Consider the following 24708-nt stretch of genomic DNA (forward strand, 5'->3'; position numbering starts at 1 on the left):
AACGGGGCGCCGCGCCTTGTACCGCAAAGCCGCCTCGCCCGGAAGCGCCGCGCGCCTCCCGTGGCGCCAGGCCATTAGTCAGGGGATATGCGATATCCCGGAATTATCACCTTCGCCCGCCCGCCGCGTGCTGGTATGAAGGGGGCGGCGCCCATCCGGGTATGCCCAGGGAGAATACGCGCCAGCAGCGCCGCCACCGGCGCCGCCGCCTTAACGACCAAACGAAAATCGGGAACGTCCATGTCGGTTAAACATCACCTGCTGCTCTCCACTGCGTTGCTTATGACAACGCTTACCTATGCCGGTCCCCGGGCCGCCTTGGCCGCCGACGCGCCGACCGTCCCGGTCACGGGCGCCTGGCAGGATACCGCCCAGTCACCCGATGCGCGCACTAGCGCCCTGTTGAAGGTGATGACGCGGGAAGAGAAGCTGCAGTTGGTGTTCGGCTATTTCTCCACCGACTTCAAACCCAAGGCCTACACCCGCATCGAGGGCGGCATGGCCAATTCCGCCGGCTATGTTCCCGGCATCGCCCGCCTGGGCATTCCCGCCCAGTCGCAGACCGATGCCGGCGTCGGCGTGGCCACACAGGCCAGCCCCACCCCGCGCCTGCGCACCGCGCTGCCGTCCGGCCTGGCGACGGCCGCCACCTGGAACCCGGAGATGGCTTTCGCCGGCGGCGCCATGATCGGTGACGAGGCGCGCCGCTCCGGTTTCAACGTCCAACTGGCTGGCGGCGTCAACCTGATGCGCGAGCCGCGCAACGGCCGCAACTTCGAATATGGCGGGGAGGATCCCCTGTTGGCCGGCACCATCGTCGGCCATGCCATCAAGGGCATCCAGTCCAACAACATCATCTCGACGCTGAAGCACTATGCCTTCAACGATCAGGAGACCAGCCGCAACTTCATCGACGTGAAGGTCGATGAGGCGGAGGGGCGGCAGTCCGACCTGCTGGCCTTCGAGATCGCGCTGGAGACGGGCAACCCGGGGTCCGTCATGTGCTCCTACAACCGCGTCAACGGCGCCTATGCCTGCGAGAACGACTGGCTGTTGAACCAGGTTCTGAAGAAGGATTGGGGCTTCAAGGGCTTTGTCATGTCCGACTGGGGTGCCACCCACTCTACCGCCCCGGCGGCCAATGCCGGGCTGGACCAGCAGTCGGGCTATCCCTTCGACAAGTCGCCCTATTTCAAGGACGCGCTGGATGAGGCGGTGAACAACGGCCATGTTAGCGCCGCCCGCCTGGACGACATGGCCGCCCGCATCCTGCGCGCTATGTTCGCCAACGGCCTGTTCGAGCATCCGCTGAACGGCGACCAGGCGGCCACCATCGACTATGCCGCCCACGCCAAGGTCACCCAGACCGACGCGGAGGAGGCCATCGTCCTGCTGAAAAACCAGGGAGACGTGCTGCCCCTGGCCAAGACGGTGAAGACCATCGCCATCATCGGCGGCCATGCCGACGTGGGCGTGTTGTCCGGCGGCGGCTCGGCCCAGGTTTACCCCTATGGCGCGCCCACCAACGGCCTGATCATCCCCAACGAGGGGCCCGCCTTCTTCCCCGGCCCCATGGTTTATGATCCTTCCTCGCCCCTCAAGGCGCTGCAGGGTCTGACCCAGGCCAAGATCACCTATATCGACGGCAAGGATGCCAAAGCCGCCGCCAAGCTGGCGGCCGGCAGCGACGTCGCCATCGTCTTCGCCACGCAATGGACCGGCGAGGGCCAGGACGCCATCGACCTGAACCTGCCGGGCGACCAGGACGCCCTGATCAAGGCCGTGGCCGGCGCCAACAAGAAGACGGTGGTGGTGCTGGAGAACGGCGGCCCGGTGGTGATGCCCTGGCTGGACAAGGTGGCGGCCGTGGTCGACGCCTGGTACCCCGGCACCAGTGGTGGCGAGGCCATCGCCCGCGTGCTGGCTGGTGAGGTCAACCCCTCCGGCCACCTGCCGGTCAGCTTCCCGGCCTCGGTCGATCAGCTGCCGCGCAAGGTGGTGGACGGCGACCGCAAGGACAAGGCGGAACATCCGCATGTCGACTACACCATCGAGGGCGCGGCCGTCGGGTACAAATGGTATGAGAAGAAGGGCCTGAAGCCGCTGTTCCCCTTCGGCCACGGCCTCAGTTACACCACCTTCGCCGCGTCCGACCTGGCGGCCACGCCGGACGGCAAGGGCGTGAAGGTCAGCCTGACGCTGCGCAACACCGGGGCCCGCGACGGCAAGGCCGTGGCCCAGGTCTACGTGGCGCCGGCGGCTGGTGGCTGGGAAGCGCCGAAGCGCCTGGGCGCCTTCCACAAGGTGGCGCTGAAGGCCGGTGAGAGCCAGAGCGTGAGCCTGACCGTGGACCCGCGCCTGCTGGCGACCTACGACACCGCGGCGCACGCCTGGAAGATCAAGGGCGGCGACTACACGGTGATGACCGGCACGTCCTACCAGGACATCACCGCCAAGGTGACGGTGCACCTGCCGGACGCCACCCTGCCCGTGGGCGCGCCATAAGCGTATCATCTGGTGAGTAATGGGGGGCGTCCTTGGGGCGCCCCCCTTTCATTTTGGGTTTCAGCCGGTCAGGCCCGCCTCGCCCCGGCAGGCGGCGGCGATGGGCTTGGCCTTGTCCATCAGCAGGGCGGGGGCGCCGGTCAGGCCCTTGCGCTCCTGCTCCGCCAGGACCGTCACCTCCTTGTCCGTCAGCGCCGCGTTCACGCGGCTTGCGGTGCAGTCGCAGAAGCGGTGTAGCTTGGCATCCGCCACCCCGGCCGGCGACGATGCCCGCGCGGCCTGGAAACAATGCTCGGCGAAGTTGGCCGTCATGGCGGCCCGGAAACCAGCCACCTCTGCCGACTGGGCCACCGACAGGGACGACGGCGACCGCATGAAGGCGACCCCGAGACCGGCCACGCCGCAAACGACGACAAGGGCGACGGCCATCTTGGTCTTGTTCATGGGCATCCGGCTCTCCGTTCTGTGTATCCCGTGTGAACGGGAGTATGGACGGACGCGACGGTTTTGTCAGGGGCGCTTGACCAGAATATTTTGAACTACGCGCGGGGTTCCAACCTATCATTGGGTCTGGTAGATCCGCATTTCTTCCGGTCGGCGGATGTATGCGCGCCCACTGCTGCTATCGACTGTGATGTTACCGCAGCGGCACTCGGCGAAATGGGCGGGCATGGATGGCACCGTGTCGCTGCAGCTCAGGCATTCGTAACTTATCTTTTTTCCGGCGGGATAGCCTTGCCCAGGGGAAAACGGGAGGGGGCGTCGCATTGTTCAGTAGCCTTATCCGAAATAATGGATGAGATCGGCGATCCTGTCGCGATCTTCCGGGGCGATGGGGTCGCTAAGATTGATATAGATGTCATTCAGCAGGCCGCGTACGGGGGGTGAGGGCAAATCCAAGGCCAGAATGGCCAGTAATTCCTGCCGCTTGTGCGTGTCGTTCACGTACAGGCGGACCAGATCCTCCAGAATGATGGTCGCTTCTTCTCCCGTCATCGCTTGGTCCTTATCACGCGGGCCGGATTGAGAACGTCTTGGGTCCCGTCCACGCGATCACCCAATACGGTCGATCGACACGTCCGCTGTCTCGATAGTGGGCAACAACCTCCGCCGGGCACCAATCCCGGCCAGAGGAAAACAGGGCGCCGATGTCGATCAGGGCATGGATCAGGGTGATTCTGTCCTCGGTGGACGTGATGGCGCGTCTATGCTCACCGTTCCACAGCTGAAACCCTAAAGAGGCAAGGGCCCCCTGGTCGGTGGGGGTCATGGCCATCGCCACCGCCCGCTCTCCCGCCAGTTCGGTAACGATGATGCCCTGTTTAGGCAGGACCGCTGTCGGCGTCGTGGGACCTCCCTGGGGGTGAAACTGGGCACCTTGGGGCCATGGATCGCTCATCAATATGCGGGCCCCTGCCGGACCAAGGCGCCCGCCAGCGGATCATAGGCGAAGTGCCAATCTTGCCAAGGCTCCGTCAATTTCATCGCTCCACAAACGACGGAGACGCCTGTCTCCAGATTGCTGGACACGTATTCGAAGAGATAGCCCGCCGGCGGCGGCAGCTCCGCCACCATCGCGCCATCGGGGCCGAATATCTTCAGCCTGAGGTGAACGATGCCGGAGGTAGGCGGGGGGGCGGCAAGGACGAACAATCGGTCGCCGTATGCATAAGCTGACTCGGCACCGGGAATGTCCAGGGCGAGCGGACCACCCTCCCGCGCCCAGAAAACACTCTTGCCCGCGTGCACCGTGATTGGTCCATCCATGATGGCTTTTTCCGGTCCTACGATGCGGTTCCCCGGTCTGCGCCCGGCGGCGTTGTCAGCCGGCTGTCTGCCTGACGCTGGCGGCATCGCTCCACCAGGGGCAAGGCCGCCGAAAGGTCCTGACGGTAACGCTCGAACTCCGCCCGGCTGATCTCATAGTACTCTTCATAGTCGGCTAGGCGGTTGCTGACGGGGATGGACAGATAGAACCGGCCATCGCCCTGATCCACCCCGATGGCGAAGCGGTGCTCCCGACTGATGGTGATATCCTTGACCGTCATATCCCGACTACACTTGATGGCATGCTTTCCTTGGGGGACTGGGTAGGAAACTAGGGCGCCATACGGGAAAATGTAGGGAGTGGCCGCTTTTTCCTGGCCGGTTGTTGCGCTCATAGGGCCTGTTCGTTAACGGCGTGCCGTTTCAGGAACGCTTATTTGTGCCAGTAGCTGTACGCCCAGCTGATTGCCTTTAACGCGGCATCATCTAGGGTCGTGTATTTCTCCGATGTCTTCTGCGCAATCCAGTGACACCCGGAAAATAGGTCGTGAATTTGCCAGTCAGGTTGAAGTTGATCCGCATATGCTAAGATTTCTTCTATCTTCTTGCCGACGGCTCTGGACATGCCTTCGTCAAGGCCGGCAGTGGCTCTGTCCATGCTCTCTGTTGGGTGTGGGAACTTACCAAAGCCCAAATATTTTATAAGTTAATCATTAATATTTCCCGGCAGGCGTGAATCATCAACACTCCTTGCGTCACGGTTCTCATTCAGCTTTGTCGGTGCTGATTCCACAGGTTCGTGCTCCCTCGCTCCGGCCGCCGTCGTCCCAATGCCTGCATCTAATCGATATCCGAAATATTTTGGCTGCCTGGGAAAATTGTATTGTGGCGACTTATCTGCCTGCTGCCCTGCCCATTGCTCCGGCGACGGCCGGCCCTCCTGACGCACCAGCCAGCCTTGTCGCACCGCATCACAGGCGAAGCGGGCCAGCGCCTTGCCGTCCAGGCCCACCGCCGCTGGCAGAACAGGCCAACGGGAAGGGGTGCCCGATCAGCGTCAGCCCGGGATCTGCGCCTCTTTGCGACAGGCGTTGGAGATGAGGTCGAGCTTGGGGGCGAGTTCCGGCGGCACGCCCGTCTGGCCCTGATGCTCCAGGTCCACCAGATGCTTGACCTCGTCATCGCTCAGGGCGGCGTTCAGCTTGGTGGTGTTGCAGCCGCAATAGGCCTGGACCTGGCTCTCGCTGATCCCGGGTGCGGCGCGCGCCGCCTTGACGCATTGCTCCATCATCCTGCCGGCCATGTTCTTGCGCAAGATGGCGACATCGGGATGACTGCTTTTGAGCAAGGTGTAGCCAAAACCGATCACACCACCGACGATGATGGCGACACCGGTCAACACTGCCTTGGATGTCATGGTAAGCCTTTCTGAGATCTCAGAATTGGAAGTCCGAAATAAATAAATGTAAGCGATAATTCATTCGGTTAGTCGCTTCCATATCTCATCTTTTATTTTATCCAGCTTATTATTCTCCAAAACTCTTTCATTAAAATTATCGCGCCATATGTAGAAATCAGAAAAACTGCCGTTCCCGCCCATCATATATTTATACGTTTCTCTGACATAGTTAATTGATCCATTAAAATCGCCATGAAATTTTACACAAGAAGATAGGGAGTGGCATATCGAATTAATTCCCCTCACCCAATTATTTTCATTCTCTTCTAAAAGTATTTTTCTAAGTCCCTCAAAAAGCACCAATAGTTCTTGACATTTTTTTTGCTCGTTCATATTCAATACCCTCTACAACGTTTCACCAATAATCGTTGCTCTCGGTACAGGGTGTGATTTATCAGCGTAAACTTTAATTAAGAGGCATCTAATAATGCTCGGAGAAGGCGAGGCTGGGCGGAAGTGCCGTGTACATAGATATAGATAGTGGCCAGCGCGTCGGCGAGAGTTGATGCCGCATCTGCCGCTTGACCTCCTCTGGTGCGCTTTCGGCCAACAGGGGGTCGCCATCCCAGGGGAAGGTGGTGCGATGTGCAGCTTCGTTGGTCGGTGTGGGTGCTGCGCGGACGCTTTCCTTCCACATTCGACTACTAAATCCGATCTGGAATTTAGCAGGATGCGGAAAAACCCTTCCGTCTGAGTTCCTGTCGTGATTCGCTTCCTCATGACGCTGAGGAGGATGGGATGCGTGGCGGAGACATTCGGACGGAAGGCTTGTTTTCGTACGTGAGTTGCGAAGCGCGTGTTCCGCCAAGGCATCCGCTTCGGGCGATCCGGGCGATCTGTGACGAGGCGCTGGAGGTTTTGTCGCCGGACTTTGAGGCGATGTACGCGAAGGTGGGTCGTCCTTCGATCCCGCCGGAGAAACTGCTGCGGGCGCTGCTGCTCCAGGCCTTCTATTCGGTCCGGTCGGAGCGACAACTGATGGAGCAGATGGACTACAATCTGCTGTTCCGCTGGTTTGTCGGGTTGGCGATGGACGCCCCGGTGTGGGACGTGACGGTGTTCACCAAGAACCGTGAGCGGCTTCTTGGAGGCGACGTCGCGGCGAAGTTCCTGGGGGCGGTGGTGGCCCAGGCGCGAGGCCGGAACTTGCTGTCGGACGACCACTTCTCGGTGGATGGCACGCTGATCGAGGCCTGGGCGTCGATCAAGAGCTTCCGGCCCAAGGATGGCGGTGGCGACCCGCCGGGCCCCGGTCGCAACGGGGAGCGCGACTTCCACGGGGAGAAGCGCTCCAACCAGACCCACGCGTCCACCACCGACCCTGAAGCCAAACTGTACCGCAAGAGCAATGGCCAGCCATCGCGCCTAGCCTACATGGGGCATGTGCTGATGGAGAACCGCAACGGCCTGGTGGTTGGTGCGACGCTGACCCAAGCGACCGGCACCGCCGAACGCGAGGCGGCGTTGGCATTGGTCGACGGGCTGAAGCCGACGCGGCGGATCACCTTGGGCGCCGACAAGGCCTTTGATGCGCGTGAGTTCGTCCGGGAACTCCGTGCCCGCAAGGTGACGCCGCATATCGCCCGGAATGATCACCTGACCAAGACCGGGGCGCGGCGCACGTCCGCCATTGATGGACGCACCACCCGCCACCCCGGCTATGGCGTGTCCTTGCGTATCCGCAAGCGTATTGAGGAGGTCTTCGGCTGGATCAAGACCACCGGCACCTTGCGCAAGACGCGCCACAAGGGAACCGATCGCGTCGGCTGGGCCTTCATGTTGACCGCCGCCGCCTACAACCTCGTCAGACTGCCCAAGCTGATGGTGGCGGCCTGACCATGCCCGGATTCCGCCTGCAAACGGCGGAAGCCGGGGAAGATGGCCGCAAAAGCGGCCCGTAGCCCCTCGATCAAGCCTTCAATCGGCTTGGCTCATGGGGAAAGGGGCCTTAACGCTCCATTCTTCCGCACCCTGTTAGCACAAATCTGTATGTTTTTTAAGACGTCGCTTTCCTAAGCGGCCTGTTCTCATTCTGAGTTTTAACGATAACGGAATATGCATCCTTTTCACTTTTCAATATTATATCAGCCTCATCCTGGTTAATCTCTACATCTACAAATTGAGGGACGATTTCTCCTCGATCATATCGAGCATATAGCGTGTCGTTTTCTTTGATGATTTTCACGCCATGGGCACTTGCGACGATCATTGGGCTGCCTCTTAGAATATTGGGTTGGCGGTATAGGTGCCGGGAACCGCGGGATCAATGGTGGCCTCTGGAATGCCACCGGCAGTATATCCTCCAGGGACCCATTGTGAATTCGCCCCAAGTTCATTCCCATCCGGCATGCGGAGGCCCTTGGGATTTGGGATATCGACCCGTATGGGGTTGTCCCCAAGTGTGCCTGGATCAAGGCTCAAGCTTTGCTCCAGCTTTGAGACGCTGCCACCCGCGTTGCTGATCATTTCGTCGGCGACAGACTACGGAAGGTGCCGGGTTCGCAGACATAGACAGTGGCCAGGGGATCGGCAGGTGCGGGGGCCGCGTCCGCCGGCTTGACCTCCAGCGGTTTGACCACCACCGGCTCGCTTTCGGCCAGCAGGGCGTCGCCGTCCCAGAGGAAGGTGGTGCGCCGGGTGGCGATGGACGCGGCGGGGCCGGGTCGTTGGCCGGGACGGGGCCCGCATGGACGCTTTCCTTCCGCACGCGGCGGCCAAAGGCGTCGTAGCCGAAGCGGGTGAGGGTGGTGCCCCGGCGGCCGCTCTCTTCCACCGCCAGCAGGCGGTCGCAGGCGTCATAGCGATAGCGCGTCACCCCGCGCCGCGCGTCCTCGATGGCGGTCAGGGTGTCGGCGCCGTCATGGCCATAGGCGCGGGCGTAGACGGTCTCGCTTCCCGCCGCCCCGCCATTGGACCGGCGGCCTTCCTGGCGCACCAGCCGGCCCTGGGGGTCGAAGGCCTGGATCTGATGGATGCCGCCAGCCAGGCGTTCCACCTCCCGCCCTGCCGCGTCGCGGGCGAAGCGGGCCAGCGCCTTGCCGTCCAGCCCCACCGCCGCCGGCAGGTTATGCTGACGGGAAGGGCTGTCCGGTCAGCTTCAGCCTGGGATCTGCGCCTCTTTGCGACAGGCGTTGGAAATCAGGTCGAGCTTGGGGGCGAGTTCCGGCGGCACGCCCGTTTGGCCCTGATGCTCCAGGTCCACCAGATGCTTAACCTCGTCATCGCTCAGGGCGGCGTTCAGCTTGGTGGTGTTGCAGCCGCAATAGGTCTGGACCTGGCTCTCGCTGATCCCCGGTGCGGCGCGCGCCGCCTTGACGCATTGCTCCATCATCCCGCCGGCCATGTTCTTGCGCAAGGTGGCGACGTCGGGATGGCTGCTTTTGATGAAGGTGTAGCCGAAACCAATCGCGCCGCTGGCCAGGATGGCGACGCCGATCAACATTGCCCTGGATGTCATGGCAGGCTCTCTCGATTTGGCTGTAATATTCTGATGTTTGAACCTCGGCTTATGTGTTGTGTATTTTAATATTTATCCCTGTGAAACGCCTCCAATTTTTTTGCCATTTCGATCACATCCTCATCATCGCACCATTCTCCAAGATACCTAGTGACTCCAATGTTTGTAACAACAGGAGGAATTCCAGAAGAAGGTCGTGGAAATTTTCTTGAAATAACGGAATTTTTCATTGTTTTCAGATTGTTAATAAGTCTTTGATAGTATTCAATCTTCCATGTATCTAGTTTTTCGCAATTAATTTCAGATATTTTTCGTTCTGATAGATCAATATTTTCCTGTATAAGCTTAATAAAGCCATTTTCTTCTTCATCAAGAGTGTTCATTTTGGTATTCCTCTGGATTCTACGATCCAAGATGGATCGAAATCTTTGAACCTGTATTGAAGCGCGCCGCCTTGGAAAATTGTGCCGTCAGCGCCTTTCTGTTGAGCGGCTTCACCAACATAAGCCGTTATATCAGTTCCTTTTGGGATTTTAATAACAGTTGCCACTTCACGATTTCCCCATTCGGGAGGCAATGCAAGTCCTTGATGGACATCGTCTATTGTCGAGAATTTATTGCCCTGCTCAAGACTCGTCCACCATTTCGCACTTCGTCCCTGACCTAACGGAGTGTCAGCGTGGTATGAAACGAGAGTTAGGTCATTCTCCAATGGACCAGACATAAGCTTATAGCCGGGTTTGAAGTTGGCCAGATCTTCCTCAAACCCTCTTGAGTAATCAATCCTGTTGCTGGCCAACGCGTCTAAGCCACACTCCAACCCCATCGGATCGACCCACTGCACCGGGTTGGGCGCGTAGGCGGCGATGTTGCTGCCGCCCCTGAGCCGGATGGGGTCCTGGGTGATGAAGCAGCCTTCGGCCGGGGCGTAGTAGCGGTGGCGGTTGTAGTGCAGGCCGGTTTCGGGGTCGTGGTATTGCCCCTGGAAGCGCAATGGGTTGGGGATGGTGGCGACGGTTTGGCGGGCCAGGGCGCCCCAGGCCTTGTAGTCGGCGGCCCACACCACCTCGCCATTGTCGTTGGTCAGCTCCTGCGGCGTGCCCAGATGGTCCAGGTGGTAGTGGTAGGCCTGGGCGCGCTGTCCCGGTTCCGCCCGTCGCAACTGCGCCAGGGGGCGGAAGGTGCCGGGCTCGTAGACATAGACGGTGGCCAGCGCGTCGGCGGGGGCCGGGTCCGCCGGCTTGACCTCCAACGGTTTGACCTCCACCGGGGCGCTTTCGGCCAGCAGGGTGTCGCCGTCCCAGAGGAAGGTGGTGCGCCGGGTGGCGATGGACGCGGCGGGGCCGGCGTCGTTGGCCGGGAGGGGGCCGGCATGGGCGCTTTCCTTCCACACGCGGCGGCCGAAGGCGTCGTAGCCGAAGCGGGTGAGGGTGGTGCCCCGGCGGCTGGTTTCCTCCACCGCCGTCAGGCGGTTGCCGGCGTCATAGCGATAGTCCACGGTCACGGCGCCGGCGGCGGCGCGCCATTCCTTCACCCGGTTGCCCCAGGCGTCGTACTCGAACTTGGCGTCGCCATGGACCAGCAAACGGTCGCCCCGGGCCTCGCCGCCCCAGAAGGCGGCATCGGGGCCGGAGGCCAGGATGTTGCCGGCGGGGTCGGTGACGAAGCTCTCGGGGTTGGCGCCCTCCACCGCCAGCAGGCGGTCGCAGGCGTCATAGCGATAGCGCGTCACCCCGCGCCGCGCGTCCTCGATGGCGGTCAGGGTGTCGGCGCCGTCATAGCCATAGGCGCGGGCGTAAACGGTCTCGCCTCCCGCCGCCCCGCCATTGGACCGGCGGCGGCCTTCCTGGCGCACCAGCCGGCCCTGGGGGTCGAAGGCCTGGATCTGATGGATGCCGCCCGCCAGGCGCTCCACCTCCCGCCCGGCCGCGTCGCGGGCGAAGCGGGCCAGCGCCTTGCCGTCCAGCCCCACCGCCGCCGGCAGGTTGTCCGGCCCCCAGGCGGTGTCCAGCCGGCGACCGTCCGGCAGCAGGGTGGCGACGCGCCGGCCCCGGGCGTCGCGCAGGAAGCGGATCTCCTGGTCGCCCTGCCGTTCCAGCACCGGCCGGCCGGCGGCGTCATAGGCGATGGCGACGTGGGTGTCGGGCGTGTCGGCGGACAGCAGCCGACCGGCGACGTCGTAGCCGAAGCGATGGCTCTGGCCATCGGCGTACAGCGTTTCCAGCAGCCGGCCGGCCGGGTCGCGGGTGTAGCGGGTGACCCGGCCCTGGTCCACCGCCGCGGCGACGAAGCCGGCGGCGTCGCGGTGGTAGTCCAGGCGCCGGCCGTCGAAGCCCGTCTCCCCCACCAGTCGGCCGGCGGGGTCGTAGTCCAGGCGGTACTGTTCCCCCTTCTGGTTGAACAGGGCCACCAGGTTCAGTTCGCTGTCGTACTGATAGCGGAAGACGGAACCATCGGCGGCGATGCGCTCCACCGGGTAGGGCAGCCCGTCATAGCGCCAGCGGGTGACGCGGCCCAGCGGGTCACGATGCAAGGTGGCGTGGTCTTCGGCGTCGTATTCCAGCGTCACCACGCCGCCATCGGGGCGGTGCAGGGTGGTGACGTTGCCGTTGGCGTCGCGCTCCAGCCGCAGGGGCGCGTCCTCACCCCGCCGCATCTCCACCACCCGGCCCAGGGCGTCGTGGGCATAGCGGCGGCGGTCGGTCTTGGCCGTGCCCTCGGCCAGCAGGTCGCCCTGGGGGGACCAGCTGTAGCGCGCAAGCAGGCCCAACTGGTCCTGGATGGCCAGCGGCAGGCCGCGCGTGTCGCGGGTATAGCGGGTGACCTCCCCCAACGGGTCGGTATAGGTGGTGAGGTTGCCGCGCCGATCATAGCCGAAGCGCTCCACCGCGCCATCGGGTCGCGTCACCTGGACGGGGCGTCCCAGGCTGGGGCGGGTGAGATCCGGCCCGGTGGCGTCGTCGCCGTAGGTCAGCCGCGTGACGGCGCCGTCCGCTGCCACCCGCTCCACCAGGCGGCCCAGATCGTCATAGGTCAGCTGCAGGGTGCCGCCGTCGGGCCCGATCAGGGCCAGCAGGTTGCCGGCGGGGTCGTAGCGATGGCGGGTGGCGCCGCCCAGCGGGTTCACCTCCTCCTCCACCAGGCCCAGCTTGTTCCAGCGATAACGGGTGACGGCGCCGCGCCCGGTGGTGACCACGGTGGTGTGGGCCTGGACGTCATAGACCATGCGGGCGCGGTACAGCCCGGCCTCGCCGGACAGGTGCACGCCCCAGGTGTCGACGCAGCGGGCATCACGGCCGCGCGCCACATCGTCCCAGACGAACTGGAAGCGCAGGCCGCCGCGCCGCGTCTCCTCCACCAGCAGATGGTTATCATAGCGGTAGCGCCAGGCGTTGCCGCGCGCGTCGCGCGCCTCCACCAGGTCGCCGGCCGCGTCATAGGCGTAGCTGACCAGGCGCAGCGGCTGGTCGCCGCCGGCGGGGTCGGGCCCATCGACGGCGGTGATGCGGCCGGCGTCATCCGTGGTGACGGCGAAGGCGCGGCCGGCGCTGTCGTGGATGCCGGTCAGGCGCCCGCCGGGCCCACGGTGCAGGACGATGGCGTTGTCGTTGGGGTCGACGACGTGCGCCAGGTGGCGCAGGCCGCTCTGATCATCCCGGTCGCCGAAGACGTAGGCGACCCCAGTGTAGGTCGCCAGCCAGTAGCGCCGGCCATCAGTGTGCAGGATCAGCCGCTCCACCACGTTCAGACTGGGGCGGCCGGGGGCCGGGTCGGTGAAGAAGGCCAGGCGCCCGTCGGCCAGGCGCGCGGCCCAGCCGCCACCGTTGATCCAGCGGTACAGCGCCATGTCGAGCGGGTGGTGCCAGCCCGACCCCAGTTCGCCCTTGTGGGTGGAACTGGACATCCACACGCGCGACCACACCAGCGGCAGGGGGCCCGTCCCCTCGAAATCCATCGCCTCGGTGAACAGTTCGCCCGTGGCCACGTCCACGGGATGGCCGGCGGTGTAGCGGGTGGCCAGCTTGCCGCCGGCGAAGCCGCCGGCGGCCCCGCCCAGCGCCTCGCCGATGATGCGGCCGCGCTCTCCGCCAACCGCTTGGCCGATGGCGCCGCCCACCTTGGAGCCGGCATAGCCGCCCGCCATGCTGATGACCGTGGTCTCGCCGAAGGTCGCCAGGCCGCACAGCCCTTCCGCCATGAAGGCGCCCGCGGCACCGGCGCCCAGCCCCAGCACCGTGCCGCCGATCATCAGCACTTCGGCCAAGGTATTGGCCCAGTCCGGCACCTCGCCATGGATCTCCATATAGGTGCCGGGATCGCGGCCGATGAAGACGTCATGCGACCCATCCATGATGGACCCGTCGCATTCCAGCTTGTCACCGATGCGGGCGGCCGGCTTGCCGTTGATGAAGACCGTCTTGCTGCCCTGGGCGATGTGCTGGTTGGGCGGCCCGTCGCGGGAACAGGCGGCCGCGTCCTGGATGGCGCGGGCGGCCGGCTTGTCGTTGATCAGCACATTACTGGAGCAATCGGGCGCGATCTCCCCGGTCTTGTCGGTGAAGGTGCTGCCAAGCGCCTCGCCCAGCAGGGCGCCGCCACCGGTGGCGGCCATGGCCCCGCCCACCGCCGCGATAACGCCCAGCGCCGCCCCGCCTGTTCCCACCACGGCGATAACCGCCAGCGCCGCACCCAGGCCAATGGCTGCCCCGGTGATGAAGCCGGAGAGCGCGCTGGTATGCTGGATGGGGTCTTCCAGCCGGGCCGCCCCGTATTGCGGCGCGCCGCCGTCCATCGTCAGGCCCCGGCGGCGCCGGCACCGGCGAGCGCCGGCCAGGCGAAGCTGTTCAGGATCTGCATGAACTGCGCGTCCGCATCCGGGAACTCGGTCAAGCGGGCGGTATTGACGATGGTGATGCAGCGGCCGTCGGGCAGCAGGCTGTAGACCTGCCGCTGCTTGATCGGACCGGCGCCGGCATCCCATTGGAACACCAGCTCCGCCGCCGGCCGGCCGGCCAGCATGACATCCTGGCGTGTGATCAGCTGGAAGCTGCGGGCCCGGGCGATCAGGTCTTTCAGCTGCCGGTTGACATAGGCGCCCAGGCCTTCCTCCGCCTGCGGCCGGTCATAGGCGACCATGATGTTCGGCACCACCGGACCGCCGCTGGGCGGAGCCGACCAGGCGATCATGGAGCGGTCGATCCAATTGTCCGGCAACTGGATGCTGAAGTCGGGGGTGCGGCAGGTTTGCGGCATGGCGGATGTCCTTTAGATCTGACCCAGGATGCGGGCGACCGCGATGGCGCTGTCGGCATCGGCATTGCCCGTGCTGGGCAGGGGCGCCTGGCTGGGCAGGGTATTGGCTTGCCCCCAGGCGCCCGCCTGCGGTGCAGCGGAATAAGAAGAGGGCATCAAGGGCGGTGTGGCGGAGGATGTTGCCACCACAGGCGAGGCCAAGGACGATTGCGCCAAGGTCGGTGACGACAAGGAGGGTGTTGCGACGGTCGGGGCCTGGGGCAGGGTCGGCAAACCCGTGTTCATGCCGCCGCTGGCGGCGAGGTTGGACAGGCTGGGGGCGGTTGACGCGTCCGGAACGCCCGGCACGCCCACGGTGGGCACGCTCATACCGGATGATCCCGGGATGGCTGGGCTGGTCACCGACGGGGCGGACAAGCCGCCGCCTGACATGCCTTGACCCAGGGCGGTCTGTGCCAAGCCGGCGGGGGACGTCCCCCCTGCCGCGCCCAAGGATGGGGTTCCGCCCCCACCGAGCAACTGGGCCGCCTGCGCCGCCGAGCCCAGGGGGCTGCCGACGGAGGAGGGCAGGGCCGGCGCCGCGGCGTTGGCCAGCGCGCCCAGGTCGCTGGCCGAACCGAAACCGGCCGGCGCCGCCGACAGGGATATCGGCGTGTAGGGCTGGATGCCGAGGCTGGCGCCAATGGCGCCGGGCTGGATCAGGGCGGGTAGGTCGACCATCCGGAAATCTCCCGGGAAATGAAGATAATGGGAACTAGGGTTGGGGCCGGTGGCGTCAACTGCTGCAATTCAGCCAGATTTTCTGGCCGTCCTGGCTGATGCCGTCCTTGTCCAGCACCACGGTGCTGCCGTTGCTGATGAGAACGATGTGGTCGGTGGTCATCTGCAGGGCGCTCTTGCCCACCTGCAGCACCACCATCTCCCCGGCGACGTTCACCATCGCCTTGCCGACGGTTTCGAACATATTGTTCTGGACGACCATGGAGAGGTCTTTTTGGGAGTGGAAGGCGATCTCTTCTGAGCCAGCCTTGTCCTCCAGGGTGAAGAGGTTGAAGCCGCCGCCGCCGGGGCTGCTGGCGGTGCGGAAGGTGGTCTGGGTCTGTTGGGCGGGCAGGCCCAGGGGGGCGGTGGTTTCGGAATTGGGGACGGAGCCGAGGATGACGGGTCGGTCTGGGTTGCCCTCCATGAAGGCGACGACGACCTCCATGCCGATGCGGGGGATGGTCTGGGCGCCGAAGCCGCGGCCGGCCCACCCCTGGGCGACACGGACCCAGCAGGAACTGGCCTCGTTGGACTGGCCGCGGCGGTCCCAGAAGAACTGGACTTTCACGCGGCCGTACTTGTCGGTGTAGATCTCCTGGCCCTTGGGCCCGACGACGACGGCGGTCTGCATGCCGGGGATGGTGGGGCGCAGGGTGGTGTGCTGGGGGACGAAGGGGGTGGCGGCCGGCATGCAGGTGAAGTGGTTGGCGTAGCCGGAATGGCTGGCGCCGCCGCCTTCGTAGCTGAGGTCGCTGGCGCTGTGGCTGACGCTGAGGACGACATAGGCGCCGTTCTCCGCCATGACGGGATGGTCGGTGAGCTGGAAGCGGCCGCAGGGGGCGAGGGAGCGGCAGTCGCTAGCGCCACGGATGGTCTCACGCTCGACCTCCTCGGCCTGCATGGCCAGCTTGGCGCGGCGCTCGCCATCGCCGGCGGTGCCGTGCAGGCCGGGATAGTCGAAATGCTCGTGCTGGGGGTCCTGGGCGTAGGTGGAGACGGTGGGGATGGTCTGCTTCAGGTCCAGCTTGCTGGTCTGGAAGTTGTAGTCGGACATGGCCCAGGCACTGGCCTGGTAGGCATGGTCGCGGTTCCAGGTGTTGATGTGGTTGGAGCGGGAGGAGGTGGCGCTGAAGGGGATGAGCGCCTCCTCGCCCGTCTGGTAGGCGGAGGTCTGGGAACCCAGGACCAGGGTGTGCTTTCCCGCCTCATGGCGGAAGAAGTAGTAGAGCCCGTCCTCCTCCAGAAGGCGGGAGACGAAGGCCAGGTCGGTTTCGCGGTACTGCACGCAATACTCGCGCGGCGGCGGGGCGCTGACGCCGGAGAAGTCGTAGTGGGTGACGCCCAGCTCGCCGAAGATGGTCTCCAGGATGTCGAGCGTGGTCTTGTTCTGGAAGATGCGGCAGTCGCTGGTGCGGGTCAGGAACCACAGGCGGGGAACGACCCGCAGGGTGTAGTGGCGCTGCCCGCGCGAGGCGGCGTTGCCCCCGGTGAGGGAGGCGACGACGCCGTTGAAGACGCGATAGACGCCGTCGTCCACGCGCAGCTTCAGGTCCACGCTCTGCGCCAGCAGGGCGGCCGGGTCGATGTTGTCGTCCAGGGCGCGCACGGTCGCCCGGAACTCGAAGGGCACCGATATGCCCTCCCGCCCTTCCAGCGCCTCCAGCAAAAGCTGGTCCGGACCCAAGGGGCTCTCGATCCCCAATAGCCGTTCCGCTTGCGTGTAACCGTCCATGGAAGCCTCACAAAACCTGGGCGCCGGCCGGGGGAACGCCGAGGAGGGCGGCGATGACCAGGCCGGACGCGATGATCATGATCATGGAAAAGGCCATTAATTCGGGCAGGCGATCGGTCGCCGCCATGTAGTCCACATCGGCCTTGCGGTAAGGCGCCAGGAACAGGCGCCACAGGCCGGGGAACTCGCCGGTTCCCCCGGTTCTGGCCATCCAGGCCTTGATGGTCGAGCGCCACTGCAGCAGGCCGACCATGAAGAACAGCGACAGCGCCGCGACACCTGCGGCGGCCAGCAGGGGGGCCGCCAGCACCATGGACATGGACTTGCCACCCAGGGCCAACAGGGCCAGGCAGACGCCCAGCAACCCGAACAGCCCCAGGAACGCCTTGGGCGTCCGCTCCCGGTCCGGCAGGCGCGCGGCCAAGGAGGCCAGCAGGCCCAGGGTTGGCGGGGGGGTGGGCAAAGTGTGGAATGGGGGAATGGGCATGGCGCGTCAGTTTCCCTGGATGATCGAGATGATCACGCCCAGGGCCATTAACGCCCAGGCCAAGACGGTTAAGCCGTCAGTGAATTCGATGCGGCTAATGCCGTCGAGGAAAGCCGGCGGTCGCCGACCCGTCGCACCCTCCATACCGTTGGCGGCATAACGTTGCAGGATGGCGCGGCCGTTGAGATGGAACACGGTGCGGACGATCAAGCCGATGCCGCCAAACAGAAGAAGCACGACGGCGATCGCCATCAGCGCCAGGAAGAAATAGCGGGCGGCACCCAGGGTATCGAGCGCACGGGCGTCATTGCCGAAAGAGGCGCCGAAAGAGGCGGCAGTCAGGCAGTAGGCGACCAGGAGCAGCGCCGCCGTCGCGATGGCTTTTACGAAAGTGCGGCTGCTCGGCAGCGGAACAGTTGTTCCCAGGTTTGAGATGCTGGCGATAAGGCTATTCATGGATCAGCCCGCCGGTGCCAAGGTGTTCAACAGGCTGGTGATGGCGATGTCGAAGGCGCGTTTGTTGATGGCCGTCACCAGATAAGGGTCGGAGGGGCCAGCAGGCGTGACCAGGGTGAAGACCGCCCAGCCCTTGGTCGTGGCGATCACCGTTTGCCGCACCAGGGCGGAGCGCTGGCCAAGGGTCGCTGAGGCATCCGCCGTCCAGAAGGAAACCCCGGCGGAGCCCGTCGGCACCTCTCGCAGCGCGCCGTCGGCGAAACTGGCGCCCAGGTGCCGCATCCCGTCCGCCACCAGGTGCGCGATCTGGTCGGGTGCCCGGAAGCGGTCGCGTGGGGCGGTATAGACGTTGATCATGCCGACCCGATCCGCGCCCGTGCCATTGGAAAGGCCCCAGGACTGGCAATCGGCATCAACGCTGTCATCAGCCCGCACCGTCCAGGATGCTGGCACCTTGAAGCCTAGCTGGAAGACCTTGTTCAAGGCGACGTCCTGAAGGATTTCCATATAGGGCTGGGGCTTGGCCTCCGTCAGCTTGAAGGTCGCGGCCGCCACCAGGAAGGCGTCCTCCGCCGTGGCGTAGCGGCGTTCCGGGGCGAAGCTGTGCAGGAGGTAGATGAACTTGCCATTCTTGAAAGTGCGCAGCCGGTACAGATAGGGCTGGCCTTGCACGCTGCGCGAGGCCAGCACATCGGCGTTGCGCCCCGCTTCCGATGGAACGCTGCGGCGGGCCACCACCGTGTAGTGGTTCGCCACCATCCATGGATCCAGCCAGTCCTCCGGCGCCACTTCGCGTTCGATCTGCTGGGCGTAGACCTCGATGATGGCCTCCTGATTTTTTTCGCCATAATGGGCCAGCAATTGCAGGCCGCCGTTTGCCTTGGCTGGCCGCCCGTCCTTCTCGAACCACTGGCAGTCCTTGGGAATCATCAGTTCGAAGGCGAAGGCCGGAACCGGGCTGGGGAAAGCCTGGTGCAGATAGTCGTGCTCCACCTCTGCGCGGGTGGCTTGTACGGTGGTTCGCAGGTCGGCCATGGGTCGTTCCTTCGCGGTGATGGTCTCCGCGGCATGGGTACGCGGTGTAAGGACGGCAAGCAGCCCGGCCGCCAGGATGAAGAATAGAACGCCACGCTCCTGTCGGGCACGGGAAGTCATGGGGCTCCCCCCTTGGGGGCGGGGCCTATGCTGGCATCCAGGCCGGTCTTGATGCCGAGGCCGGCTTCGATATCGCCGAAGATACCGGCATGCGTCCGCTGGTCCACCCGGTCGTAGTAGCCGTAGCCGCCGGCGCCGATGCCGGCGCTGCCGGCGGAAACGCCCTGTTCGCCCTTCACGGCGATGGTCCAGTCATCGGGCACACCAGGCAGCCAGCCAATGGGGATGGTCACGTTCTCTTCCGCGCTGGCCTGGGCCACGCGCGCGCCGACCTTGCCGCCCAGCGCGGCGCCGACATAGCGGCCGTCATCCCCCAACAGGGCCTGGCCCTTGGCATCGGCGGAGAACAGCTCGCCCGTGCCTTTCACCCCAAGGCCGCCCTTGTTCAGGTCACCTGCGATGCCTTCGCCCGTGACGCGCTGCATGGCCGCCTTGGCCTCGCCCTGGGCGCCCAGGCCGCCGGTCGTGATACCGGCGTGGCTCGTACCCTCGGCGGCGAAGACGTCCAGGCCGCCGGAAACCTCGCCCCAGCTGTTTTTGCCCTTGGCGGAAATGCGGGACATGGCGATTTCGCCCTTGGCGTCCACCGTGGCCTTGGTCGGGTCGGCGTGGGCCGTGACCGACCCTTCGGCGCCCAGGACCTTGGCGGTTACGGGGCCGGTGGTCTTGTTGGCCGCCCAGGCGGAGCCCTCGGCCTTGAAGTCCTGGCCCGGCGGCTTCGCCTTCGCCTGCTCCTTCATGTTCAGCCAGATCTTGCCGCCGTGATAGCGGATGCCGTCCTTGTCCAGCACGGCGGTGCTGCCGTTGCTGGACAGGATGATGCTGTCCGGTGTGAACTGGATGGAGCTGTTGCCGACCTTGAAGGCCAGCAATTCCTTCGCCTGGCGCACCGACGCCTTGGTCACCGTCTCGAAGGCGTTGTTCTGGACGACCATGGAGAGGTCTTTTTGGGAGTGGAAGGCGATCTCTTCTGAGCCAGCCTTGTCCTCCAGGGTGAAGAGGTTGAAGCCGCCGCCGCCGGGGCTGCTGGCGGTGCGGAAGGTGGTCTGGGTCTGTTGGGCGGGCAGGCCCAAGGGGGCGGTGGTTTCGGAATTGGGGACGGAGCCCAGGATGACGGGTCGGTCTGGGTTACCCTCCATGAAGGCGACGACGACCTCCATGCCGATGCGGGGGATGGTCTGGGCGCCGAAGCCGCGGCCGGCCCACCCCTGGGCGACACGGACCCAGCAGGAACTGGCCTCGTTGGATTGGCCGCGGCGGTCCCAGAAGAACTGGACTTTCACGCGGCCGTACTTGTCGGTGTAGATCTCCTGGCCCTTGGGCCCGACGACGACGGCGGTCTGCATGCCGGGGATGGTGGGGCGCAGGGTGGTGTGCTGGGGGACGAAGGGGGTGGCGGCCGGCATGCAGGTGAAGTGGTTGGCGTAGCCGGAATGGCTGGCGCCGCCGCCTTCGTAGCTGAGGTCGCTGGCGCTGTGGCTGACGCTGAGGACGACATAGGCGCCGTTCTCCGCCATGACGGGATGGTCGGTGAGCTGGAAGCGGCCGCAGGGGGCGAGGGAGCGGCAGTCGCTAGCGCCACGGATGGTCTCACGCTCGACCTCCTCGGCCTGCATGGCCAGCTTGGCGCGGCGCTCGCCATCGCCGGCGGTGCCGTGCAGGCCGGGATAGTCGAAATGCTCGTGCTGGGGGTCCTGGGCGTAGGTGGAGACGGTGGGGATGGTCTGCTTCAGGTCCAGCTTGCTGGTCTGGAAGTTATAGTCGGACATGGCCCAGGCACTGGCCTGGTAGGCATGGTCGCGGTTCCAGGTGTTGATGTGGTTGGAGCGGGAGGAGGTGGCGCTGAAGGGGATGAGCGCCTCCTCGCCCGTCTGGTAGGCGGAGGTCTGGGATCCCAGGACCAGGGTGTGCTTCCCCGCCTCGTGGCGGAAGAAGTAGTAGAGCCCATCCTCCTCCAGGAGGCGGGAGACGAAGGCCAGGTCGGTTTCGCGGTACTGCACGCAATACTCGCGCGGCGGCGGGGCGCTGACGCCGGAGAAGTCGTAGTGGGTGACGCCCAGCTCGCCGAAGATGGTCTCCAGGATGTCGAGCGTGGTCTTGTTCTGGAAGATGCGGCAGTCGCTGGTGCGGGTCAGGAACCACAGGCGGGGAACGACGCGCAGGGTGTAGTGGCGCTGCCCGCGCGAGGCGGCGTTGCCCCCGGTGAGGGCGGCGACGACGCCGTTGAAGACGCGATAGACGCCATCGTCCACGCGCAGCTTCAGGTCCACGCTCTGCGCCAGCAGGGCGGCCGGGTCGATGTTGTCGTCCAGGGCGCGCACGGTCGCCCGGAACTCGAAGGGCACCGATATGCCCTCCCGCCCTTCCAGCGCCTCCAGCAAAAGCTGGTCCGGACCCAAGGGGCTCTCGATCCCCAATAGCCGTTCCGCTTGCGTGTAACCGTCCATCCGTTCCTCATGTGCCCGGCGAACGGGGCCGCCGAACGCTTCAATCCCGGTATGGCCCCGCGAGGCAGGGCGCCGTTTTCTACCCTTGCTGCCAGTTAAGCGGCGGTTCACACGCCGCGCTTTTAAAACCCATCGGCAATTTCCGACGTCATGCCGCGACAGAAAGCTATGGGCCGGCGGCGGGACGTCAAGGGTCTGCCAAACCAGCCTTCGACCTATACCGTCATGAATCCGGCAAGAAAGTGACGCATTTAATACTTTAATCTGGGATGAACGGGGCGGCGGGGCCGTGTGATCCAGCTTGGAAAACCGACCGTTACTGGAGAATTTGGCGTTTCATCTTCGGTAGCAGCTCAATATCAAGGTAGTCATCCCCTACGAATGACTATGTCCTTCCGACTTATCGGGAACAGGCCCGCTTATCCTGATGGCGGAAGGCGCCATGGTGAACGGAGCGTTATCGCCCCGAAAAATCCAATAAAAACTGAGGATTTCCGCGCCTTTGCCGGCAAATGGTACCTTCGTATTAACGCGTTATTGGACTGGACCAAAGGATGGGAAGCTGGTTCCAAAGGCCGCCGTTGTGGGCTGCGGTGGGGGTCATATGCCGTTGCCATCCCGGTATATATGCCGTTCCGCCCAGTCGTCATAGAACGCCGCCTTCTTCGCTGGGAATCTATAATTTATTCAAGTGATTCCAGGGGTTGCATTGAACAATATCGATTAAAATACCGTTCAAAATATACTTTGAAGCTATGCCCTATGATTGGGGTTTCATACGGGCGAAGCCTATATCTACCTCTATATGCATAAGCCGCCGAGAGCCGTTTCTGGGGGCTCGACGGAACTATCTTCCGAATTATATCAGCGTGCATTGCTTGGTAAATTTATCGTTAAAAGATTGGACGCATTGTCGGCCTCTCGGGGATGCCGATAACGTCGTCCTTGCTCAGCGAGGAACAGATGGCCCTTGTCTTACGGGTTATTATGGCTGGGGACTGCTCCGTTTCCGAAGGTGAGACGCGCGTCTGCGATGGCGGCAGTTTCACGATAGGGCGCGGGGCGGAAAACGACTGGGTGGTCAGCGACCCGCAGCGGCACCTGTCCAAACAGCACTGCCGCATAGAACTGCGGGGGCAGACCTATTTCGTCATCGATACCAGCACCAACGGCGTATACGTCGGCGGCGCCTCGTCGCCCCTGGGCCGGGGTAACGCCCAGCCGGTGAATGACGGCGACGTCATCAATCTGGGGCCCTGCAGCCTGCGGCTGGAGATCGGTGAGCAGCCCGCGTCCTCCGCGCTGGGCCATCCCCTGGGCGCGGCCGCCCATCCGGGCCTGGCCCAGGGAGGGTTATCCGCACCCGATCCGGACATGGAATACGGCTTGGAAGGCCTGAACGGCGCCCGCACCGGCTACGTCCCCTCCCTGACCCAGGTTTTGGCCGGCGACCGCGTCGGCGAGATGCAGTTGACCGATATCTTGGGGGAAGGGGAAGCGGAGGTGGAGCCGCCGTTCGGGGGGCGCTGGCCCCGTCGCTGGCCGCCCATTCGGGAACCGGCGCCTATTTCGAGGCGCCGGAGGTCAAGCATCCGGTCATCCCCATGGACTGGCAGGCTGAAGGCGCCGATGGTGCCGGCATTCCGGGTGAGCTGGAGGCCGTCGGCGCGCCCGTCATCGCGGAGGCGTTCGCCGGGACGCGCGGTGGCCAGGCCACGGCGCGCATGCCGCTGTCCTCGCCGGTTGGCCCGGCGCCGGGCAATGCCATGCCGGTCGCCCCGGCCACCGGCGCCGGCGCCACCATCCTTCCGATCAACCCGTCCGCCCCGGCGCGGCCCCATGCGGTCGCGTCCGCGCCGATCCCCGCGGCGGCCCCTCCGGTGTCGATGGGCGGTTCCGCGGCGGGTGCGGCGGCACCCCTGGGCACCATGACGCCGGCCGCTTTGGCCACCCCCGCCACGCCCGCGACGGCTCAAGCCCATGTGGCTCAGACCCATCTGGCTCAAACCCCAACGCCATCCGGCTCCGCGCCGCAGGCGCCGGCGCCACAGATTCCCAACGACTTGTTCGAGGCCTTCCTCGCCGGTGTGGGCCTGCCCCTCGACGCCGTGGACGCGGCCGACGCCCCCGCGCTGATGCACAAGATGGGCCTGGCCTTGCGTGAGGCGGTTGCCGGTTTGCGGGAGCTGCTGGAGCTGCGCGCCTTCCTGAAGTCCGAGTTCCGCATCGAGCACACGCTGCTGCGCGCCAAGGAGAACAATCCGCTGAAGTTCTCCGCCAACCTGGAAGGCACGCTCGCCGTGCTGATCGGCCGGCGGGTCATGGGCTTCATGGATGCGCCCGAGGCCATCCGCGAAAGCCTGCGCGACATCAAGGCCCATGAGGTCGCGCTGATCGCCGGGATGAAGACGGTGGTGGGCGACGTGCTGGAACAGCTGTCGCCCGACGCCATCAAGAACGACGTCAGCGCCTCCATGCTGCCGCAGGTGCACAAGGCCCGCTGCTGGGAACGGTATGAGCAGGCCCACCAGCGGATGATGGGGAACAGTCCTCCGGCCCGCCGCTCGGCAGCAAGTTTTCCTCCGCCTACACCCAGCAGTTCAGAAGCCTCTGAACCGTGGCGCCTTTTTTCATCCTCCCAAGAACAGCCCAGACCAACAGGGTTCCCTCGACGATGCCTCTCGCCAAGACCACCGCCCCTCGCATCGCCCTTGTCACCATGCTCGCCGGCGCCGTCCTGCAACTGGCGGCGTGCTCGCACGAGCCGCCTCCGCCCCCGCCGGCGCGGACCACGGTGCCCGTGTCGATCAATGTCGGCCCCGACGCCAACCCCGATACGCTGGGCCGGCCCTCGCCGATCGTGACCCGGGTCTATCAGCTGGCGTCCAAGGACAAGTTCACGATCGCCGCCCCCATCCAGCTGATCCAGCACGATGCCCAGGCGTTGGGGACGGACCAGCTGGGCCGGGATGAGTTCGTGCTGCAGCCGGGCGAGAAGAAGCAGATGACCCTGCCGCAGAACGACAAGGTGCATTACGTGGGCATCGTCGCCGCCTACCGCGCCATCGACCAGGCCAATTGGCGCGAGGTCGTGGCCCTGCCGGACACCGGCCCCGTGACCTTGAGCGTCACCGTGGGGGCCACCGGGCTGGCGGTGAAGCGCGACACGGCCGACGCCGTCCCGCCCCCCGGTGCCGCCCCCCAGCGCACCTCCGCCAAGTGAGGCCC

Annotated in this window: 23 protein-coding genes and 1 pseudogene; 5 read left to right on the forward strand and 19 right to left on the reverse strand. The window is 64.9% G+C overall.

Annotation, left to right across the window (positions count from 1 at the left end; genetic code table 11):
• Positions 1 to 240 precede the first annotated feature (240 nt).
• A complete protein-coding gene (locus UCD39_RS26340; RefSeq protein ID WP_330498593.1) occupies positions 241 to 2505 on the forward strand; it encodes a glycoside hydrolase family 3 C-terminal domain-containing protein in 2265 nt (754 codons plus the stop codon).
• A 60-nt stretch (positions 2506 to 2565) separates the two neighbouring features.
• Here UCD39_RS26340 and UCD39_RS26345 read toward each other — a convergent pair whose 3' ends face one another.
• From UCD39_RS26345 to UCD39_RS26375, 8 genes are all read right to left on the reverse strand, one after another.
• Entirely contained in the window at positions 2566 to 2949 is a 384-nt protein-coding gene (locus UCD39_RS26345) for a hypothetical protein (protein ID WP_145733508.1), read from the reverse strand.
• Between the two features lie 117 nt (positions 2950 to 3066).
• Positions 3067 to 3273, reverse strand: a complete 207-nt coding sequence (locus UCD39_RS28735) for a DUF7695 domain-containing protein (protein WP_503629723.1) — start codon at positions 3271 to 3273, stop codon at positions 3067 to 3069.
• Between the two features lie 12 nt (positions 3274 to 3285).
• Entirely contained in the window at positions 3286 to 3501 is a 216-nt protein-coding gene (locus UCD39_RS26350; protein WP_145733506.1) for a hypothetical protein, read from the reverse strand.
• A 13-nt stretch (positions 3502 to 3514) separates the two neighbouring features.
• Positions 3515 to 3904 carry a hypothetical protein gene (locus UCD39_RS26355; RefSeq protein WP_145733493.1) on the reverse strand — a complete coding sequence of 130 codons (390 nt, stop codon included), beginning with the start codon at positions 3902 to 3904 and terminating at the stop codon, positions 3515 to 3517.
• Entirely contained in the window at positions 3904 to 4272 is a 369-nt protein-coding gene (locus UCD39_RS26360; protein ID WP_330498594.1) for a hypothetical protein, read from the reverse strand. The genes UCD39_RS26355 and UCD39_RS26360 overlap by 1 nt, the downstream gene beginning before the upstream one ends.
• Positions 4273 to 4289: 17 nt before the next feature.
• A complete protein-coding gene (locus UCD39_RS26365; RefSeq protein WP_145733489.1) occupies positions 4290 to 4553 on the reverse strand; it encodes a hypothetical protein in 264 nt (87 codons plus the stop codon).
• Positions 4554 to 5329: 776 nt separating this feature from the next.
• Positions 5330 to 5689 (reverse strand): hypothetical protein, encoded by a 360-nt coding sequence (locus UCD39_RS26370; protein ID WP_145733487.1) that lies wholly within the window; start codon positions 5687 to 5689, stop codon positions 5330 to 5332.
• Positions 5690 to 5749: 60 nt separating this feature from the next.
• Positions 5750 to 6064 carry a hypothetical protein gene (locus UCD39_RS26375; RefSeq protein ID WP_330498595.1) on the reverse strand — a complete coding sequence of 105 codons (315 nt, stop codon included), beginning with the start codon at positions 6062 to 6064 and terminating at the stop codon, positions 5750 to 5752.
• Between the two features lie 405 nt (positions 6065 to 6469).
• Between UCD39_RS26375 and UCD39_RS26380 the strand changes: the two genes are divergently transcribed.
• Positions 6470 to 7567 (forward strand): IS5 family transposase, encoded by a 1098-nt coding sequence (locus UCD39_RS26380; protein ID WP_330495033.1) that lies wholly within the window; start codon positions 6470 to 6472, stop codon positions 7565 to 7567.
• 574 nt (positions 7568 to 8141) lie between these two features.
• Here UCD39_RS26380 and UCD39_RS26385 read toward each other — a convergent pair.
• From UCD39_RS26385 to UCD39_RS26435, 11 genes are all read right to left on the reverse strand, one after another.
• On the reverse strand, positions 8142 to 8783 hold the full coding sequence (locus tag UCD39_RS26385) for an RHS repeat domain-containing protein (RefSeq protein WP_330498596.1): 642 nt from the start codon (positions 8781 to 8783) through the stop codon (positions 8142 to 8144).
• 45 nt (positions 8784 to 8828) lie between these two features.
• Positions 8829 to 9188 carry a hypothetical protein gene (locus UCD39_RS26390; RefSeq protein WP_145733481.1) on the reverse strand — a complete coding sequence of 120 codons (360 nt, stop codon included), beginning with the start codon at positions 9186 to 9188 and terminating at the stop codon, positions 8829 to 8831.
• 65 nt (positions 9189 to 9253) lie between these two features.
• On the reverse strand, positions 9254 to 9571 hold the full coding sequence (locus UCD39_RS26395; protein WP_330498597.1) for a hypothetical protein: 318 nt from the start codon (positions 9569 to 9571) through the stop codon (positions 9254 to 9256).
• Positions 9568 to 13980 carry an RHS repeat-associated core domain-containing protein gene (locus UCD39_RS26400; protein ID WP_330498598.1) on the reverse strand — a complete coding sequence of 1471 codons (4413 nt, stop codon included), beginning with the start codon at positions 13978 to 13980 and terminating at the stop codon, positions 9568 to 9570. The genes UCD39_RS26395 and UCD39_RS26400 overlap by 4 nt, the downstream gene beginning before the upstream one ends.
• 2 nt (positions 13981 to 13982) lie before the next feature.
• On the reverse strand, positions 13983 to 14441 hold the full coding sequence (locus UCD39_RS26405) for a DcrB-related protein (RefSeq protein ID WP_330498599.1): 459 nt from the start codon (positions 14439 to 14441) through the stop codon (positions 13983 to 13985).
• 12 nt (positions 14442 to 14453) lie between these two features.
• A complete protein-coding gene (locus UCD39_RS26410) occupies positions 14454 to 15161 on the reverse strand; it encodes a hypothetical protein (RefSeq protein ID WP_330498600.1) in 708 nt (235 codons plus the stop codon).
• Between the two features lie 55 nt (positions 15162 to 15216).
• Complete coding sequence (locus tag UCD39_RS26415) at positions 15217 to 16935, reverse strand: type VI secretion system Vgr family protein (protein WP_330498601.1); 1719 nt, start codon at positions 16933 to 16935, stop codon at positions 15217 to 15219.
• Positions 16936 to 16942: 7 nt separating this feature from the next.
• Positions 16943 to 17422, reverse strand: a complete 480-nt coding sequence (locus UCD39_RS26420) for a hypothetical protein (protein WP_330498602.1) — start codon at positions 17420 to 17422, stop codon at positions 16943 to 16945.
• 6 nt (positions 17423 to 17428) lie between these two features.
• Positions 17429 to 17878, reverse strand: a complete 450-nt coding sequence (locus UCD39_RS26425) for a hypothetical protein (RefSeq protein WP_330498603.1) — start codon at positions 17876 to 17878, stop codon at positions 17429 to 17431.
• A gap of 3 nt (positions 17879 to 17881) precedes the next feature.
• Complete coding sequence (locus tag UCD39_RS26430) at positions 17882 to 19033, reverse strand: DcrB/PsbP domain-containing protein (RefSeq protein WP_330498604.1); 1152 nt, start codon at positions 19031 to 19033, stop codon at positions 17882 to 17884.
• Entirely contained in the window at positions 19030 to 21480 is a 2451-nt protein-coding gene (locus tag UCD39_RS26435; protein WP_330498605.1) for a type VI secretion system Vgr family protein, read from the reverse strand. Before UCD39_RS26435 ends, UCD39_RS26430 begins: the two co-directional genes overlap by 4 nt.
• Before the next feature lie 987 nt (positions 21481 to 22467).
• On the opposite strand from UCD39_RS26435, the gene UCD39_RS28635 reads away from it, so the two are divergent.
• The 3 genes and pseudogenes from UCD39_RS28635 to tssJ all read left to right on the forward strand — a co-directional run bounded on the left by UCD39_RS28635 (position 22468) and on the right by tssJ (position 24703).
• Complete coding sequence (locus UCD39_RS28635; protein ID WP_442943716.1) at positions 22468 to 23412, forward strand: FHA domain-containing protein; 945 nt, start codon at positions 22468 to 22470, stop codon at positions 23410 to 23412.
• Positions 23340 to 24014 (forward strand): annotated as a pseudogene (tagH, locus tag UCD39_RS26440) (type VI secretion system-associated FHA domain protein TagH); the annotation flags it as partial. The gene UCD39_RS28635 and the pseudogene tagH, both read left to right, overlap by 73 nt.
• 185 nt (positions 24015 to 24199) lie before the next feature.
• A complete protein-coding gene (tssJ, locus tag UCD39_RS26445; protein ID WP_330498606.1) occupies positions 24200 to 24703 on the forward strand; it encodes a type VI secretion system lipoprotein TssJ in 504 nt (167 codons plus the stop codon).
• Positions 24704 to 24708: the final 5 nt, after the last annotated feature.

Origin of the sequence: Nitrospirillum karajorum, assembly GCF_036348415.1 — a bacterium.
GTDB classification, from domain to species: domain Bacteria; phylum Pseudomonadota; class Alphaproteobacteria; order Azospirillales; family Azospirillaceae; genus Nitrospirillum; species Nitrospirillum amazonense_B.